Raw genomic sequence first — 16,114 nt, forward strand, 5'->3', positions numbered from 1 at the left:
GGTCGTCAGGTGAACCGACTCGTCGACGCCACCAGCCCGTACCTGCTCCAGCACGCCGACAACCCGGTCGACTGGTGGCCCTGGTCGGACGAGGCGTTCGCCGAGGCGAAACGGCGGGACGTCCCGGTGCTCATCTCGGTGGGCTACGCGGCCTGCCACTGGTGTCACGTGATGGCCCACGAGTCGTTCGAGAACGAGCAGGTCGCGGCCCTGTTGAACGACAACTTCGTGTCGATCAAGGTGGATCGTGAGGAGCGCCCGGACGTGGACGCGGTCTACATGACCGCGACCCAGGCGATGACCGGCCAGGGCGGCTGGCCGATGACCGTCTTCGCCACCCCGGACGGCACACCGTTCTTCTGCGGCACCTACTTCCCGCGCCCGAACTTCACGCAGTTGCTCCAGTCGGTCACCACCGCCTGGCGGGAGCAGCGCGAAGCGGTGCTGGGCCAGGGGGCCGCGGTGGTCGAGGCGATCGGCGGCGCACAGGCCGTCGGCGGCCCCACCGCCCCGCTGGACGCGCCGCTGCTCGACGCCGCGGCCGGCAGGCTGGCCACCGAGTACGACGCGACGAACGGCGGCTTCGGCGGCGCCCCGAAGTTTCCACCGCACATGAACCTGCTTTTCCTGCTGCGCCACCACCAGCGCACCGGCGACCCGCGCAGCCTGGAGATCACCAGGCACACCGCCGAGGCGATGGCCCGTGGTGGCATCTACGACCAGCTCGCCAGCGGCTTCGCCCGCTACTCGGTGGACGCGCACTGGACGGTGCCGCACTTCGAGAAGATGCTCTACGACAACGCGTTGCTGCTGCGGCTCTACACCCAGCTGTGGCGGCTCACCGGTGATTCGCTGGCCCGCCGGGTGGCCCGGGACACCGCCCGCTTCCTCGCCGACGAGCTGCACCGCCCGGGGGAGGGCTTCGCGTCGGCGCTGGACGCCGACACCGAGGGCGTCGAGGGGCTCACCTACGCCTGGACGCCCGCGCAGCTCGTCGAGGCGCTGGGCGAGGAGGACGGCCGGTTCGCCGCCGACCTGTTCACGGTGACCGACGAGGGCACTTTCGAAAAGGGCATGAGCGTGCTCAGGCTTGCCCGGGACGTCGACGACGCCGCCCCCGAGGTCCGGGCCCGCTGGCAGCAGGTGGTCGGGCGACTGCTCGGTGCCCGGGACACCCGGCCGCAGCCGGCCCGCGACGACAAGGTGGTGGCCGCCTGGAACGGCCTGGCGATCACCGCCATCGTCGAGTTCCTCCAGGTGGCCGCTTTGTACGCGTCCCCGCGGGATGAGGACGCCAACCTGATGGACGGCGTGACGATCGTCGCCGACGGCGCGATGCGCGACGCCGCCGAGCACCTGGCCACCGTGCACCTGGTGGACGGCCGGCTGCGCCGGGTCTCCCGGGACGGCAGGGTCGGTGAGCCGGCGGGCGTCCTGGAGGACTACGGCTGTGTGGCCGAGGCCTTCTGCGCGCTGCACCAGCTCACCGGCGAGGGACGCTGGCTCACGCTGGCCGGCGAGTTGCTGGACACGGCGTTGGCGCACTTCGCCGCGCCCGGTGGGGCCTTCTACGACACCGCCGACGACGCGGAACGGCTCGTCGCCCGACCGGCCGACCCGACCGACAACGCCACCCCGTCCGGCCGGTCGGCGTTGATCGCCGGGCTGGTGGCGTACTCGGCGTTGACCGGGGAGACGCGCTACCGGGAGGCCGCCGAGGCGGCGCTCGCCACTGTCGCGCCGATCGTCGGGCAGCACCCGCGGTTCACCGGGTACGCGGCAATGGTCGGTGAGGCGTTGCTCTCCGGACCGTACGAGATCGCCGTGGTGACCGACGACCCGGCTGGCGATCCCCTGGTGGCCGCGGCCCGACGGCACGCCCCGCCCGGGGCTGTTGTCGTCGCGGGACAACCGGACCAGCCCGGGGTGCCGCTGCTCGCGGACCGTCCGCTTGTCGACGGACGGTCCGCCGCGTACGTCTGCCGGGGGTTCGTCTGCCAGCGGCCCGTCACCTCGGTGGAGGATCTGGTCGCCGAGTTGGGCTGAGCGCACAGTAGTTGCCTACGCCGCATGCCGGGTGGCCCCGGCGGCGCTTCCAGGGCGGGCCGCCGGCCCACCGGGTGGGCGTGCCGAGGGCCCGGATAGGCTGGCCGCGCTATGGATTCCCGTACCGGTCTGCCTGTTGTCGGCATGGTGGGTGGCGGCCAATTGGCCCGAATGACCCACCAGGCCGCGATCGCCCTCGGCCAGTCACTGCGTGTGCTCGCGACCGCCCCCGACGACGGCGCGGCGCTCGTCGCCGCCGACGTCCAGTACGGCGATCACACCGACCTGGCCGCCCTGCGCACCTTCGCCAAGGGCTGCGACGTCGTCACCTTCGACCACGAGCACGTGCCCTCGGAGCACATCCGCACGCTGGCGGCGGAAGGGGTGACCCTCTATCCGCCGGCGGACGCGCTGCTGCACGCCCAGGACAAGCAGGTCATGCGGGAACGCCTGACCGAGCTGGGCGCGCCCAACCCGGCGTGGCGGCCGGTCGGCGAGCCCGCCGACCTGGTCGGCTTCGGCGAGCAGGTCGGCTGGCCGGTGGTGCTCAAGGCGGCGCGCGGTGGCTACGACGGTCGGGGCGTCTGGATGGTCGACGACGCCACCCAGGCCGCGGAGTTGGCGGCCACGCTGCTCGCCGGTGGCACCCGGCTGATCGTGGAGGAGCGGGTGCCGTTGCGCCGGGAGTTGGCCGTGCAGGTCGCCCGGTCGCCGTTCGGTCAGGTGGCCGCGTACCCGGTGGTGGAGACCGTGCAGCGGGACGGCATCAACGTGGAGGTGCTGGCCCCGGCGCCCGGCCTGGACGAGGAGTTGGCGGTCGCCGCCCAGCAACTCGCCATCGACCTGGCCACCGCGCTCGGGGTGATCGGCCTGCTGGCCGTCGAGCTGTTCGAGGTGCGCGACGACGCCGGCCGGCCGGCGATCGTGGTCAACGAGTTGGCGATGCGCCCGCACAACTCCGGGCACTGGACCATCGAGGGTGCCCGGACCTCGCAGTTCGAGCAGCACCTGCGGGCGGTGCTGGACTACCCGATGGGCGACACCTCGCTCACCGCGCCGGTGGTGGTGATGGCGAACGTGCTCGGCGGAGAGCCGGGCGGCATGTCGATCGACGAGCGGCTGCACCACCTCTTCGCCGCCGAGCCGGGCGCCAAGGTGCACCTCTACGGCAAGCAGGTGCGGCCCGGCCGGAAGGTCGGGCACGTCACGGTGCTCGGTGACGACCTGGACGACGTACGGGCGCGGGCCGCACGGGCCGCGCGCTGGCTGCGTGAGGGGCACGAGTGAGTCCCTCAGCCGAGAAGGAGACCCCGGTGAGCACTGTCGGTCTGATCATGGGCAGCGACTCGGACTGGCCGACCATGAAGGCCGCCGCCGAGGTGTTGGACGACTTCGGTGTGGCGTACGAGGTGCGGGTCATCTCGGCGCACCGCACTCCGGTCGCGATGATCGAGTACGGCCGCGACGCCGCCGACCGGGGGCTGAAGGTGATCATCGCCGGGGCCGGTGGTGCCGCCGCGCTGCCCGGCATGGTCGCCTCGGTGACGCCGCTGCCGGTGATCGGTGTGCCGGTGCCGCTGAAGCACCTCGACGGCATGGACTCGTTGCTGTCCATCGTGCAGATGCCGGCCGGGATCCCGGTCGCCACCGTGTCGATCGGCAACGCCCGCAACGCCGGCCTGCTGGCCGTCCGCATCCTCGGCGCGGCCGACGAGACGCTACGCGCCAGCATGACGACCTACCAGCAGAACCTGGAAAAGCTGGTGGCGGACAAGGAAGCCGCCCTCCGGGCAACCCTGTCCTAACCGTACCCCCGGCGATCTTGCACTTTCGGTTGTTACTTCGTGGCATTTACGCCTTGTGCCGCGACAGAAAGTGCAAGATCGCGTGAGGGGTCGCCTGGGGCCTTGGATCTATCTCATGCCTCGCAGGGCTGTCTGGAGGCGTTCCTGGGTGCGGCGTCGGCGCTCGTTGCTCGCGCCGAGCACGAGCAGCAGGATGCCCACCGGGATGAGCGCCAGCCACGGGCCGAGGCTGACAAGCGCGTGGATCGCGGCGATCGCCGTGACCGACGCGCCGACGATCACCGGCGCCTGCTGCCGGCTGGACGATCCGAAGATCAACACCGCCACCGCGCCGAGGAGCAGCAGCATCTGCCGGACCGTGCTGGACTCGGTGGCGAGCACGATCGCCAGCGTCGGCACGAAGGCGGCGAACAGTGCCGGCCCGTACGCCATCCAACTGCTCAGGTCCGGTCGGTGGCGCAGCTCCAGGACCCCGACGAGCAGGGCCAGCGCGGCGAACGGCAGCGTGTACGCCTCGGGCAGCGCCACGTCGGCGACCCGCATCAGGATCCACCACGCGGTGATCTCGCAGACCACCACGGCCCAGAACAGGATCCGGCGTTCCACCGGCCGACGGCCGGGCCGGGTCGCCGCCACGCCGAGGACCGCACCCCAGGCGGCCAGCAGGGCGGCGATGTGTCGCGGCGAGTCGAAGGCGAGGGCCAACGCGATAAGCGCGGCGGCGTAACCGGTCCATTCCACGGTGGACGCCTCCCGCTGCGCCTCCGGACGGCGCAGCCGGGGCAGGGTCGCGGCGAGCACCTGCAGGACCGCCCCGACCGCGAGCACCCCGAACGCGGACCAGACCGCGGCCAGCCCGGCGACCAGGCCCACGGTGAGGACGAAGAGCTGCGCCATGAGCGAGGCGAAGAGCCAGCCGAGGATGCGCGCCCGCTGGGTGGTGCCGAACAGCGCCCCCACCGCACCCACCCCGACACCGCTGCCGAGGGTGAACAGGGTCATCTGCCGGTCGGCCAGGCTGCCGGCGAGCCCGGCGCTGCCACCGGCCAGACCCATGACGAACACCAGCACCCGGGCCAGCCGCAGCGAGCGGGCCCGCTCGGCCAGCGGCGGCGGTGGGGTCAGCGCGAGCCCGAGCATCGCGATGGTGAAGACGGCGAGCGCGGCGACGGTGCTGGCGGGCCAGCCCCGGCCCAACGCGATGGGCGCGATCAGCAGGGTGACGGCTGCCCCGGGCAGCACCACCGGCACGGCCCGGGACCGTCGGCCACCGCTGAACCCGGTGGCGGCCAACGCGGCGGTCGCGGTGAGCAGCAACGCCGTCAGCACGTGCGTCGGATTGACCACATCCGGCGGCGGGGTGAGCAGCTCCGGCGGCGGGCCCTGCCAGATCCGGGTCAGGGTGCGGTGTGGCTCGACAAGCGCGGTGACGAGCGCCGGCGCGATCGAGGCGAGGGCCAGGGCGGTCGGCAGGGCCGCCGCGGCCAGTGCGCCGGCAGCCGGGTTGACCCGCCACCGGCGCCGTTCCGGGTCGTCCGGCAGCCGCCGTAGCGCGCCGTCGAGCCGTACCGCCCAGCGCCGGACCGGCTGGGCCGAGCCGGTGGGCGGCACGGTGGCCGCTCGGATCAGCTCGGCCAGCACGCCGAGCAGGGCGGCGGCGGCAGCGTAGACGCCCGCGGGGAGGCCGGTGGGGATGGCGGCGAGGGCGCTGATGCTGGCCCCGCCGACCACCGCGACGCTGACCCAGGGCAGATATTGCGGCACCTGCCGGCGGACCGCTGCCACGGCGGCCAGGCCGAGGCTGGACGCGGCCAGCGCGGCGGTCAGCACCACCTGCGCCGAGTTCTCGAATTCGGCGGCCAGCGCCGCCACCGCACCGGGAAGGGCCAGCAGCGCGGCACCGATCGCCGCACCACCGATCTGCGCCAGGTGCGGTGGCATCCCCTCGGTGTCGATGTCGGCCACCTGGGGGCCGGCCAGGACGCGGGCCAGCGTCGCCACCACCACGCCGATCAGCGCGATGCTGACCAGGGCCAGTGCCGTCGTCCAGGGCCGGACCAGGCCGGCTCCGGCGGCGTGCAGCGCGACCACCCCGGCCACCGTCGCCCGGGACAACCCGACGCGCGCCTCCTCGGTGGCCACCGCGGCCATCCCGTAGATGGTGGCGACCATTCCGCCGACCAGGACCGGCGACCACCAGGCCAGGTCGAAAGCGGCAGGCGCGCCGATCGTGGCGAGCACCACGGCCCCGCCGGACACGTCCCACCGCCAGGGCGGCGGGAGCAGGATGCCGGCGGCGAGGGCCAACAGCGCCAGCGCCACAGGGGCCTGCCAGGTGGCCCCGCCGACGGGCGACGCCGGCCAGCCGCTCAGGTCGCCCTGCCAGATCGGGCCGGGGGTGGCCAGCACGCCGACGCCACCGCGCAGCGCCGACCAACCGGCGAGGACGCCGATGAGGAGACCGCCGGCGGCGAGGCCGAGAATTGGTCCGCGGCGCCACTCCTCCGGCATGGTGCGTGCTCCCACGGCGACCACCAGGACCAGGGCAGCGGCCATCGCCAACTGCCCGCCCGGGGCGAGCACCGCTCCGATCCGCACCAGCGTGGCGATCAGGGCTGTGGTGACCGCCGCGGCGGCCAGGTCCGAGCCGTCGAGGGTAAGGTCGGCGCGACGGCCGGCGTCGATGGAGGGGGCCAGGAACAGCAGCACCGCGGCGACCAGCAGTAACGCGCCCACCCAGGCGTCGGCGACGGTCGCGCCGGGCGCCCCGAACGCGGCGGCGGTGACGAGCAACGCGCCCAGCCCGGTGCCGACCGACAGCGGTGCGGGGATGCGCCGCTGGGAGACCTGCACCACGGCGGCGTAGCCGAGGGTCACGCAGACCGCCAGGAAGCTGGCCGCCAGGACCGGAACGGTCACCTCCCGGAGGCTGGCCGGGGTCGGGGTCGGGTCGGTGGGCACGGTGGCGGCCACGAACGCGGCCACCGCCCCGGGCAGCGCGAACGCCGCGCCTCCGGCGGCCCAGGCGGTGACCGTGTCGGAGGCGGCCGAGGCGATCCGGACCCGGGGTGCCAGCGCGACAAGCGTGCCGGCCGCGAACAGGGTGAGCAGGACCGCGGCGGTGAGCGTGGGGCGCGACAGGCTGGCACCGGCGCCGAGCAGACCCACCACGGCCGCCCCGATGGCGTGCGCCGCTGCCGCTCGGTGGGTGCGGGCGGAGAGCCCGATGACCCCGATGCCGACCGCGGTGATCACCATCGGCCAGGGTGCCGCGGCCCAACCGAGACCGAGCGAGGCCGGTACGGCGAGCGCGGTCAGCGCCGCGCCGGCGACCGCGAACTCCCGGCGGATCTCCGAGGGCAGGGCCAGCACCGCCGCGATGGTGAGCAGGAGAGCGGCACCCGCGAGCTGCCAGGTGGTCGGGCCCACCGCGGCGGCCAGCTCGGCCGGGAACCTGTCGAGGTCGGCACCCCAGGCGGGCAGTGCCGCCCGGACCGGCGCCAACCCGGCCCGGAGCGCGCCACCGGCGACCACCAGCCCACTGACGGTCAGCGCCACCGCCGAGGCGAGCTGCGGGCCGCGTCGGGCCGCCTCGGGGACCGCGCGCACGGCCAGCCCGGTCACCGTGATGACCGCCGCGATCAGCAGCAGTGCCCGACCCGGGAAGGCCACCGAGGCGATGCGACTCAGCGCGCCGATCACGGCCAGCGTCACGATGCCTGCCGCGACGTCGGGCAGCGGCGGGCGACGCAGCACCAGCGCGCCGGCCAGCCCGATCGCGGCGGCCAGCAGCAGCACCACCCCGGCGCCGGTCGCGGTCGGCACGGTCTGCGCCCGGAGCAGGGCGGTGACCGCGTACGCCAGGGCGACCGCGACCGCCACCGCGTGCAGCACCCAGGTCAACTCGCCGAGCCCGGGAACCGGGCGGGCCGGCCGGTTGTCGGCGGAATCCGCGCCGGCGTCGATCAGCTCGGCGGCCTCCTCCGGGTCGCCCTCCGGTCGGGTCTCGGCGCTGCGCTGGCGTGGTGCCGACGTGGCGCCCGACGGTGGCGGGTCCTGCCGGGCGGGGCGTTCCAGGGCCACCCCGGAGCGGGCCAGCCAGAGGTCGACGAGGGCGACCAGGGCCAGCACCAGCGCCCAGCCGCCCGGCCCGGTGATCTGGTCGTACGCCAACAGCGGCAGCACCGGCTGCGCGGCGAGCACGGTGGCGAAGCGGGGTGCGCGTAGACCGGTCCAGCCGGCGTACCCGAGGGCGACCGCGGCGGTGACCGCGAAGAGCGCACCGGCGAAGACCGTGCCGGAGGCGCCGCCGGCGCCGATCCGGTCGACGGCCCAGAGGGCGTTGCCGGCGAGCGGCACCAGCAGCAGGCCGACCGCGGCGATGGTCTCGGCGGTGGAGGTGAGCCCGCGCCGGGCCAGCACCGGTGGGGCGAGCAGCATCAGCACCGTGGCCAGGAGCAGGATGCCGAGCCGGGCCAGCGCGTCCATCGAGCTGGTGGCGACCGCGGCGAAGACCACCGCGGCCACCGCGAGCAGCAACGCGCCCAGCCCGAGGGGGATGTTCTGGACCTCGCGCGACGAGGCTTCCGGGGGATGGGCCGGATCGTCCGCGTCCAGCCAGCTTGGCCGCGGCGGAGGCGGCGGCGGGTCCTCGGGCGCGGTCGGGGCGCCCTGGCGGGGGACCCGGGGCGGCGCGGACGTGCCGGCGGCCGACGGCCGCCGGCCGGGGCGGCGGCGTAGCACCCGGCGGGGCCGGGTGGCCTGCTTGAGTCGCTCCTCGCCGGCGTGGGCGAGGATGTCCCGCTGGAAGAGCGCGGCCTGCATCTTCGCGGCGATCTGCCGCTGCTCGCGGGCGATGGCGGCGTCGCGCGCCTTCATCTCCGCGATCGAACGCTCGATGTCCGCGAGGTGCTCGACCCACTGCGGCTGGTCGGCCCCGCAGTGTGGGCAGTGGACGGCCGGCTTGATCTCCCGGCCGCACGAGGAGCATTGAAAGTTCGCCACGACACCCCTCCACCCGCACTGTGGACTTCTACTGTCGCAGCATGCCCAAAGCTGGCCCGGATTTCGACTCTTGTCGGCGGGTCCGGGGCAAACAACGACACCGGCCGGCCATCGAGACGTTCGATGGCCGGCCGGTGGGGTGGTCCGATCAGGGGCGGCCCATGCCCCGGTACTCCCAGCCGGCCTGGGTCCAGAGCGTCGAGTCCAGACAGTTTCGGCCGTCGACCACCTTGCGACCGTTCACCAACTCGCCGAGGGCGACCGGGTCGGCGTTGCGGAAGTCGGCCCACTCGGTGAGGACGCAGACCAGGTCCGCGCCGGTGACCGCCTCGTTGATGCCGGCCTCGTAGATCAGCTCCGGCACCGCGCGGCGGGCGTTCTCGGTGCCCTGCGGGTCGTACACGTGCACCTCGGCGCCGGCCTTGTGCAGCAGTGCGGCGACGGCGAGCGCCGGGGCGTCGCGGACGTCGTCGGTGTTGGGTTTGAAGGTCGCGCCGAGCACGGCGATCCGGGTGCCGGAGAAGTCCGGGCCGGCCGGACCGGAGCGGCGGCCGAGCAGCTCCGAGGCCAGGTGCAGCACCCGGGTACGACGGCGCAGGTTGATCAGGTCGACCTCGTGCAGGAACCGCAGCGCCTCGCCAGCGCCCAGCTCCTGGGCGCGGGCCTGGAAGGCCCGGATGTCCTTGGGCAGGCAGGCGCCGCCGAAGCCGAGGCCGGCCTGGAGGAACCGGTTGCCGATCCGTGGGTCGTAGCCGATCGCGCGGGCGAGTTGGGTGACGTCGCCACCGGAGGCCTCGCAGACCTCGGCCATCGCGTTGATGAAGGAGATCTTGGTGGCCAGGAAGGCGTTCGCGGCGACCTTTACCAGCTCGGCGGTGGCGAAGTCGGTGACCACCAGGGGCACCTCGCGGTCCTCGGTGGCGGCCAGGTCGAACACGCCCTTGTGCGCGGCGTAGAGCATGCCGTTGGCCCACTCGCTCTTCACGCCGACCACGATCCGGTTGGGGCGCAGGACGTCGTCGACGGCGAAGCCCTCCTGGAGGAACTCGGGGCTCCACGCCACCTCGACGCCCAGGTCGTGCGGGGTGTGCTTGCCGACGAGCTGCTCCACCCACTCGGCGGTGCCGACCGGGACGGTGGACTTGCCGACGATCAGCGCCTTGCGGGTGAGGTGCTGCGCGAGGCCGGTGACCGACGCCTCGACGTACGACAGGTCGGCGCCCATCCCGTCGGCCCGCTGGGGGGTGCCGACGCAGATGAAGTGCACGTCACCGAAGTCGGCGGTCTCGGCGATGTCGGTGCTGAACCGGAGGCGGCCGGCGGCGAGGTTGCGCCGCAGCAGCTCGTCGAGGCCGGGCTCGTGGATCGGCACCTGACCGGAGTTCAACATCGCGATCTTGTCGGCGTCGACATCGAATCCGAGCACGTCGTAGCCCAGTTCGGCGTAGCAGATGGCGTACGTCGCACCGAGGTAGCCGGTCCCCAGGAACGTCACCCGCGGGCGAGGCGCGCCCGAGGGCGGCGTCACCGCCGCGATGGCGGGGGTCGGCTGGATGGTGGGGTAGGGGATCGTCACGCCTGTCTTCTCCGCTCGCACTGGCGGCGCGTCGTCGCGCCGCAATCCGCTGCGGCGCCTGGCGGGGCACCGGAGGGGTGGCTCACTGTTGTCCTCCATCATTGCCCAGCGGCGTGGGTGCACCCTCATGCCCATACCTACGCGCCGGTAACATCACCTGAACTGCAGTCGCTAGTCTTCAGTCTGCGCGGTCGGCGGTCAGGAGTCGTCACAGACTGCGCATGATAGCGGTGAAGGGAAGGGGCCCAACATGGCCGCAGGCGAGTTGTTCGACGTCTACCGGTTGCCCGAGGAGCACGAGGCGATCCGGGAGGCGGTGCGTGCCGTCTGCGCGGCGAAGGTCGCCCCGCACGCCGCCGAGGCCGACGAGACCGGGGAGTTTCCCAAGGCGTCCTACGACGCGCTGCGGGCCGCCGACTTCCACGCCCCGCACATCCCCGAGGAGTACGGCGGCGCGGGCGCCGACGCGCTGGCCACCGCCATCGTGATCGAGGAGGTGGCCCGCGCCTGCGCGTCCTCCTCGCTGATCCCGGCGGTGAACAAACTCGGCACGATGCCGCTGTTGTTGTCCGGTTCCGAGGAGCTCAAGCGCCGCTACCTGACGCCCGTCGCGGCCGGGGACGCCATGTTCTCGTACTGCCTCTCCGAGCCGGAGGCGGGCAGCGACGCCGCGTCGATGACGACCCGGGCCGTGCGTGACGGGGATCACTGGGTGCTCAACGGCGTGAAGCGGTGGATCACCAACGCGGGCGTCTCCGACTTCTACACCGTTTTCGCCGTCACCGACCCGACTGCCCGCTCCCGGGGCATCTCGGCCTTCGTGGTGGAGAAGTCCGATGCCGGTGTGAGCTTCGGCGCACCGGAGAAGAAGCTCGGCATCAAGGGCTCGCCCACCCGCGAGGTCTACCTCGACAACGTGCGGATCCCCGCCGACCGGATGATCGGCGCGGAGGGCACCGGCTTCGCCACCGCGATGAAGACCCTGGACCACACCCGGGTCACCATCGCCGCGCAGGCCGTCGGGATCGCGCAGGGCGCGCTCGACTACGCCAAGGGGTACGTGGCCGAGCGTCGCCAGTTCGGCAAGGCGGTCGCCGAGTTTCAGGGCATCCAGTTCATGCTCGCCGACATGGGCATGAAGCTGGAGGCGGCCCGGCAGCTCACGTACGCGGCCGCCGGCAAGTCGGAGCGCGGCGACGCCGATCTCACCTACTTCGGCGCGGCGGCCAAGTGCTTCGCCTCGGACGCCGCCATGGAGATCACCACGGACGCGGTGCAGTTGCTCGGCGGCTACGGCTACACGCGGGACTACCCCGTCGAGCGGATGATGCGCGACGCCAAGATCACCCAGATCTACGAGGGCACCAACCAGGTGCAGCGGATCGTCATGGCGCGGCAGCTCCTGAAGGACTGATCGAGGCTTTTAGCAGATCAGGGCGGGTGTAAGCGGGTCGATCGGTATGGCCACGCAACGTGGCTGAGTGATTCAGGAGGGGTGCCCGCTCGATCGAGGAACGTAGCTGACTGCCGACCGATCGGTATGTTGCGTCGAGTAGTGAGTGCGCGGTGTCGGTTGGGCCGAGCGGAGCCTCGCGGCCAGCCATTGGCGGACGGTGGTCGACGGCGTTGGCGTGGGGGTTGCGCTCGGCTGCGAGATGCCAGGCTCGGGCCAGGGTCTGTGCCCTCGGACCGGCTCCGGATCGGGCGGGGGCGGCCCGACCCGGCTGCGGACCGGCGGGGCTATCCGAGCTGGACCAGGAGGCAGCCCAGCACCAGCAGGGTCAGACCGGTCAACCGGGCCGTGCTGAGCGGCCGGCGGGGCAGCCGGAAGACGCCGTACTGGTCGATCAGGGCAGAGGCGAGCTGCTGGCCGGTAACGGTGAGGGCGACAGTGGTGGCCGCGCCGATCTCGGGGATCAACATGAACGTGGCCACCACGTAGGCGGCGGCACAGGCGCCACCGAGCCAGCCCCACCAGGGCACCGTCCGCAGGTTGCCCAGGTCGGGGTGGGGCGTCCGGCGGGTGGCCAGCAGCACCAGCAGCACGATCAGGATGGTCAGGGTGGCGACGATGAAACTGACCAGGCCCACGGCGAGCGGCTCGTCGAGGTCGGCCCGGAGCTTGGCGTTGACCGCCCCCTGGATCGGCAGGACCGCACCGGCGACGAGACCGAGCAGCAGCCAGCCCGTCCGGGCCAGGGCCGGCGGGGCGCCCGATCCGGCCTGCCGCGCCGCTGCCTTTTGGCCCCGCACGATGGCGGTGATGCCGGCGAGCACCGCGAGCGCGCCCAGCACGATCACCACCGACGGTGGCTTCTTCGACACCCCGAGCAGGCCGAAGAGGTCGAGCCCCAGCGAGGCGAACATCTGCCCGGTCACGAAGAGGCCGACCGTCAGCAGCGCACCGAGCCGGGGGAAAAGCAGGATGCCGCTGGTGATGTAGAGCGGACTGGCCAGACCACCGAGCAGATGCCACCAGGTGGCATCGGGAAGCGTGCCCAGCGCGTTCTGCGCGCCGAACACGGTGCCGATGATCAGCAACAGGACCGCAGCCGCGCTGAGCTGCACGGTCGACGCGCCGTACGGCGTGCCGACCGCCTTGTTGAGCTGCAGGTTGACCGAGGTCTGCACGGCCAGCAGGCAGCCCACCAGCAGGGCTGACGCGAGAAGTAGGTAATGCATGAAACCACCTTGAGCAGCTAAGCGGACAACCTGTCCGATTAGCATAGACGAACCCCTGTTGAAATTGGGACGCTCGTCCGGATCGTTCGTGACCAGGTAGGGTCATGCCATGGCGGGCTCAGCGACGGACGGTCCCGGTGTGCCAGATCGTCAGATCGACCAGCCAGGCTCCTCCGAGCTCCATCGGCTGTTGGCCGACCTGGATGCCTCGGGTGCGCCCGCGCCCCGCGCCAGGGAGCGCGCCGACGCCGTCCGCAACCGGGAGCGCGTCCTGCAGTCGGCCCGACGCCTGTTCCGGGAGCGCGATCCGCGCACCGTGACCATGGAGGACCTGGCCCGTGCCGCCGGGGTGGGTAGGGCGACCCTCTACCGGCGCTACCGCGACCCGGCAGCGGTCGCCGTCGCCCTGCTCGACGAGCACGAGTGTCGACTCCAGGAACGAGTCATCCGGGGCGAGCCGCCACTCGGACCCGGTGCCCCGCCGGAGCAGCGGCTCAGCGCCTTCTACGCCGCCATGGTCGAGCTGCTGGAGGAGCATCTTCCGCTGGCCCTGGGCGGCGAGACTGGCGCCGCTCGGTTCCGCACTGGTGCCTACGGCTTCTGGCACCTGCACGTCCGCATCCTGCTGGTCGCGGCCGGAGCGCCCGACCCGGAAACCCTGGCGGACGCCCTGCTGGCGCCACTGGCACCCGAGCTCTACCAGCACCAGCGACGGGAACGCGGCCTCACCCCGGAGCGGATCATCCGCTCGCTCGACGGGCTGGCCGGTGCGGTGCTCGCCCGGGTCACCCCGGACGGCGGCCACCACGCCAACGCCCACCACGCCAACGCCCACGGCCACCACCGGCCCGCCTCGGCCGGCTGAGGTCGGGGCCACCGGCCGCGACCCGGCTCAGGATCTGAACGCCGGGGTGTTCGCGCAGCCAGGCGGCGAGGGTGTCGGCGGTGCGGTCGGGCAGGACGTCGATCGGCCGGCGAATATGCATGTCCATCAGGACGGTGGCGTACCGGTGCCCACGGCGTTGGGCGAAGTCGTCCACGCCCGGCACCGTCGGCGTCACCGGTGGCGGGCCGGGCATCCGCTGGATCATCCGGATCAACGTCATCCGGGCCACCGACACCGCCAACCGGGTGCCTGGTCGACAGCCCAACGCCACCGCGACTGACAGGGGTCGAAAGGCTCAGCTCAGCCGATGCGGCCGACGCCGCCGAACAGGTAGACCTCCGGCTCGTCGGACTCGGGGTGGGGGCGCCAGCGCGAGCACGTAACGACGCCGGGCTCCAGCAGATCCAACCCGTCGAAGAAGCGTTCGAGTTCCGTCTTCGTCCTGGCGCGGATCGGCGTGCCGCCGCGCTCGGTGGTTTCCCGCATCACGCGCAGCATCGGCTCGCCGTGGATCTCCGCGGTGGAGTGGGTGAGCACCAGGTGGCTACCGGTGGGCAGTGCCTGCACCAGTTGCGCGACGGAGCCGTACGCCACGTCGTCGTCGATGAGGTGGTTGACGACGCCGAGGAGCATGAGCCCGATCGGCTGCGAGAAGTCGAGCGTCTGCCGCGCGGACGCGAGGATCGTGTCCGGCTGCCGCAGATCGGCTTCGACGTAGTCGCAGCTGCCTTCGGGCGCGCTGGTCAGGAGCGCACGCGCATGTGCCATGACGAGCGGGTCGTTGTCGATGTAGACCACCCGGCAGTGCGGGTCGAGGGACTGCGCGACCTCGTGGGTGTTGTCCGCCGAGGGGAGGCCGGTGCCGACGTCGAGGAACTGACGGATGCCGGCATCCTCGACGAGGAACCGGACCACGCGCTTGAGGAACGCGCGCTCGGACTTCGCCCCGATGGGGATGTCCGGGATGTGTGCGATCACCTCGTCGCCGGCGGTCCGGTCGACCGCGAAGTTGTCCTTGCCGCCGAGCCAGTAGTTCCAGATCCGCGCCGAGTGCGGAACCGTGGTGTCCAATCTGGAGCCTGACGGGAACTCCCGGTCCTCAGTCATGAGGGCATTCTTCCGCACGGAAGGCTCGGCGACGCAAGTGGGGCGGCGGTCCGAAGGCCTGGCGGACTCCAATCGGGTGCCCAGGTAAGGCAACTGCGTGAGGGCCAGTAGCCGGCCCGGTTCACCCCTTCCGGAGCGCGGCGTCGCCGGTGGTTGGGGCGACCACCGATCCTCTACCGTGGGGCTGCGGCGTCGGAGTGCAGGCCGGTGCCGAGGGTGGCAACTTGTGATGGTTCGCAGGCGGCCGTGCCGGATGTGCGGCCGGTGCCGGCGGCGGCCGGATCACGAGCGGGCCGAACTCGTCGAGCGAACACCCGCTGCGAAAACTGGCTTCAGCGGCGTGCCGGGCGGCAAACTCGATTCTCACTGTGCGTGAGCACAGCCTCCGCCCCCTGTTACTGTCCGGGTCGGCGTCGTCGAGGAGCGCCGGTCGGCGGTGGCATCTCGTCGCGCTCAGTAGGTGAAGCGGCCGTAGCGACCGCGGAGGAACAGCAGGGGCTGCCCGTCCGTCCGACCGTGCAGGTGGTGCACCCGCAGCACGACTATGACGTGGTCGCCGGCGTCATGTTCGGCTTCCACCGTGCCCTCTATCCAGGCCACCACGCCGGCCAGTATCGGCGCGCCACCGGGGGACAGCTCCCAGTCGAGGTCCCGGAAGCGGTCCACCCGGGAGGCGGCCATGCGTTCGCAGACGGCCTGCTGTTCGACGCAGAGGATGTTCACGCAGAGTCGGTCGGCGGCGCGCATGATCGGCCAACTCCCGCTGTCCCGGCTGACGCAGAAGGAGACCAGCGGCGGGCGTAGCGAGACGGACGCGAACGAGTTCACGGTCAGGCCGACCGGCCGGTTGGATGCGGGATCGAGGGCCGTCACCGTCGTGACGCCTGTGCCGAAGTGGCCCAGAACGTGCCGGAACTGGTCGGGTTCAACCGTTGGCGCGGGTGGGTTCACGAGTCTGTCCTCCGTTCCGGTCGCCGCCGGCCCGCGATCGACCGGGGGCGGGCGCGG

The 16,114-nt window shown here is 72.6% G+C and carries 11 protein-coding genes; 5 read left to right on the forward strand and 6 right to left on the reverse strand.

Annotation, left to right across the window (positions count from 1 at the left end):
- Window positions 1–9 precede the first annotated feature (9 nt).
- From ACGFH8_RS12570 to purE, 3 genes are all read left to right on the forward strand, one after another.
- Window positions 10–2,046 (forward strand): thioredoxin domain-containing protein, encoded by a 2,037-nt coding sequence (locus tag ACGFH8_RS12570; RefSeq protein WP_393366507.1) that lies wholly within the window; start codon window positions 10–12, stop codon window positions 2,044–2,046.
- 111 nt (window positions 2,047–2,157) lie between these two features.
- Complete coding sequence (locus tag ACGFH8_RS12575; RefSeq protein WP_393366509.1) at window positions 2,158–3,333, forward strand: 5-(carboxyamino)imidazole ribonucleotide synthase; 1,176 nt, start codon at window positions 2,158–2,160, stop codon at window positions 3,331–3,333.
- Window positions 3,334–3,359: 26 nt separating this feature from the next.
- Window positions 3,360–3,851: a 5-(carboxyamino)imidazole ribonucleotide mutase gene (gene purE, locus ACGFH8_RS12580; protein ID WP_393366511.1), complete on the forward strand. Its 492-nt coding sequence runs from the start codon at window positions 3,360–3,362 to the stop codon at window positions 3,849–3,851.
- Between the two features lie 108 nt (window positions 3,852–3,959).
- On the opposite strand, the gene ACGFH8_RS12585 is transcribed toward purE, so the two are convergent.
- Together ACGFH8_RS12585 and ACGFH8_RS12590 are read right to left on the reverse strand one after the other, a co-directional pair.
- Window positions 3,960–8,855, reverse strand: a complete 4,896-nt coding sequence (locus ACGFH8_RS12585; RefSeq protein WP_393366513.1) for an SCO7613 C-terminal domain-containing membrane protein — start codon at window positions 8,853–8,855, stop codon at window positions 3,960–3,962.
- A 148-nt stretch (window positions 8,856–9,003) separates the two neighbouring features.
- Window positions 9,004–10,431 (reverse strand): UDP-glucose dehydrogenase family protein, encoded by a 1,428-nt coding sequence (locus ACGFH8_RS12590; RefSeq protein ID WP_393366515.1) that lies wholly within the window; start codon window positions 10,429–10,431, stop codon window positions 9,004–9,006.
- Between the two features lie 250 nt (window positions 10,432–10,681).
- Here ACGFH8_RS12590 and ACGFH8_RS12595 point away from each other — a divergent pair, with 250 nt between their 5' ends.
- On the forward strand, window positions 10,682–11,845 hold the full coding sequence (locus ACGFH8_RS12595; protein WP_393366517.1) for an acyl-CoA dehydrogenase family protein: 1,164 nt from the start codon (window positions 10,682–10,684) through the stop codon (window positions 11,843–11,845).
- Between the two features lie 326 nt (window positions 11,846–12,171).
- On the opposite strand, the gene ACGFH8_RS12600 is transcribed toward ACGFH8_RS12595, so the two are convergent.
- The gene (locus ACGFH8_RS12600; protein WP_393366519.1) at window positions 12,172–13,113 is read right to left on the reverse strand and encodes a DMT family transporter; all 942 of its coding nucleotides are present in this window, start codon (window positions 13,111–13,113) and stop codon (window positions 12,172–12,174) included.
- Between the two features lie 139 nt (window positions 13,114–13,252).
- Between ACGFH8_RS12600 and ACGFH8_RS12605 the strand changes: the two genes are divergently transcribed.
- Window positions 13,253–13,978 carry a TetR/AcrR family transcriptional regulator gene (locus ACGFH8_RS12605; protein WP_393366521.1) on the forward strand — a complete coding sequence of 242 codons (726 nt, stop codon included), beginning with the start codon at window positions 13,253–13,255 and terminating at the stop codon, window positions 13,976–13,978.
- On the opposite strand, the gene ACGFH8_RS12610 is transcribed toward ACGFH8_RS12605, so the two are convergent.
- From ACGFH8_RS12610 to ACGFH8_RS12620, 3 genes are all read right to left on the reverse strand, one after another.
- Window positions 13,899–14,219 carry a transposase gene (locus ACGFH8_RS12610; RefSeq protein WP_393366523.1) on the reverse strand — a complete coding sequence of 107 codons (321 nt, stop codon included), beginning with the start codon at window positions 14,217–14,219 and terminating at the stop codon, window positions 13,899–13,901. The genes ACGFH8_RS12605 and ACGFH8_RS12610 overlap by 80 nt on opposite strands.
- Window positions 14,220–14,299: 80 nt before the next feature.
- A complete protein-coding gene (locus tag ACGFH8_RS12615; RefSeq protein WP_393366525.1) occupies window positions 14,300–15,106 on the reverse strand; it encodes an SAM-dependent methyltransferase in 807 nt (268 codons plus the stop codon).
- Window positions 15,107–15,559: 453 nt separating this feature from the next.
- A complete protein-coding gene (locus ACGFH8_RS12620) occupies window positions 15,560–16,057 on the reverse strand; it encodes a flavin reductase family protein (RefSeq protein WP_393366526.1) in 498 nt (165 codons plus the stop codon).
- Window positions 16,058–16,114 lie beyond the last annotated feature (57 nt).

It is taken from the genome of Micromonospora sp. NPDC049175, from assembly GCF_043197345.1.
Lineage (GTDB): Bacteria > Actinomycetota > Actinomycetes > Mycobacteriales > Micromonosporaceae > Micromonospora.

What these genes read in the sequence shown, in the direction of transcription:
- ACGFH8_RS12610 (WP_393366523.1), bottom strand. Translation starts at nt 14,219, where the DNA reads ATGACGTTGATCCGGATGATCCAGCGGATGCCCGGCCCGCCACCGGTG.
- ACGFH8_RS12575 (WP_393366509.1), top strand. Translation starts at nt 2,158, where the DNA reads ATGGATTCCCGTACCGGTCTGCCTGTTGTCGGCATGGTGGGTGGCGGC.
- ACGFH8_RS12615 (WP_393366525.1), bottom strand. Translation starts at nt 15,106, where the DNA reads ATGACTGAGGACCGGGAGTTCCCGTCAGGCTCCAGATTGGACACCACG.
- ACGFH8_RS12595 (WP_393366517.1), top strand. Translation starts at nt 10,682, where the DNA reads ATGGCCGCAGGCGAGTTGTTCGACGTCTACCGGTTGCCCGAGGAGCAC.
- ACGFH8_RS12600 (WP_393366519.1), bottom strand. Translation starts at nt 13,113, where the DNA reads ATGCATTACCTACTTCTCGCGTCAGCCCTGCTGGTGGGCTGCCTGCTG.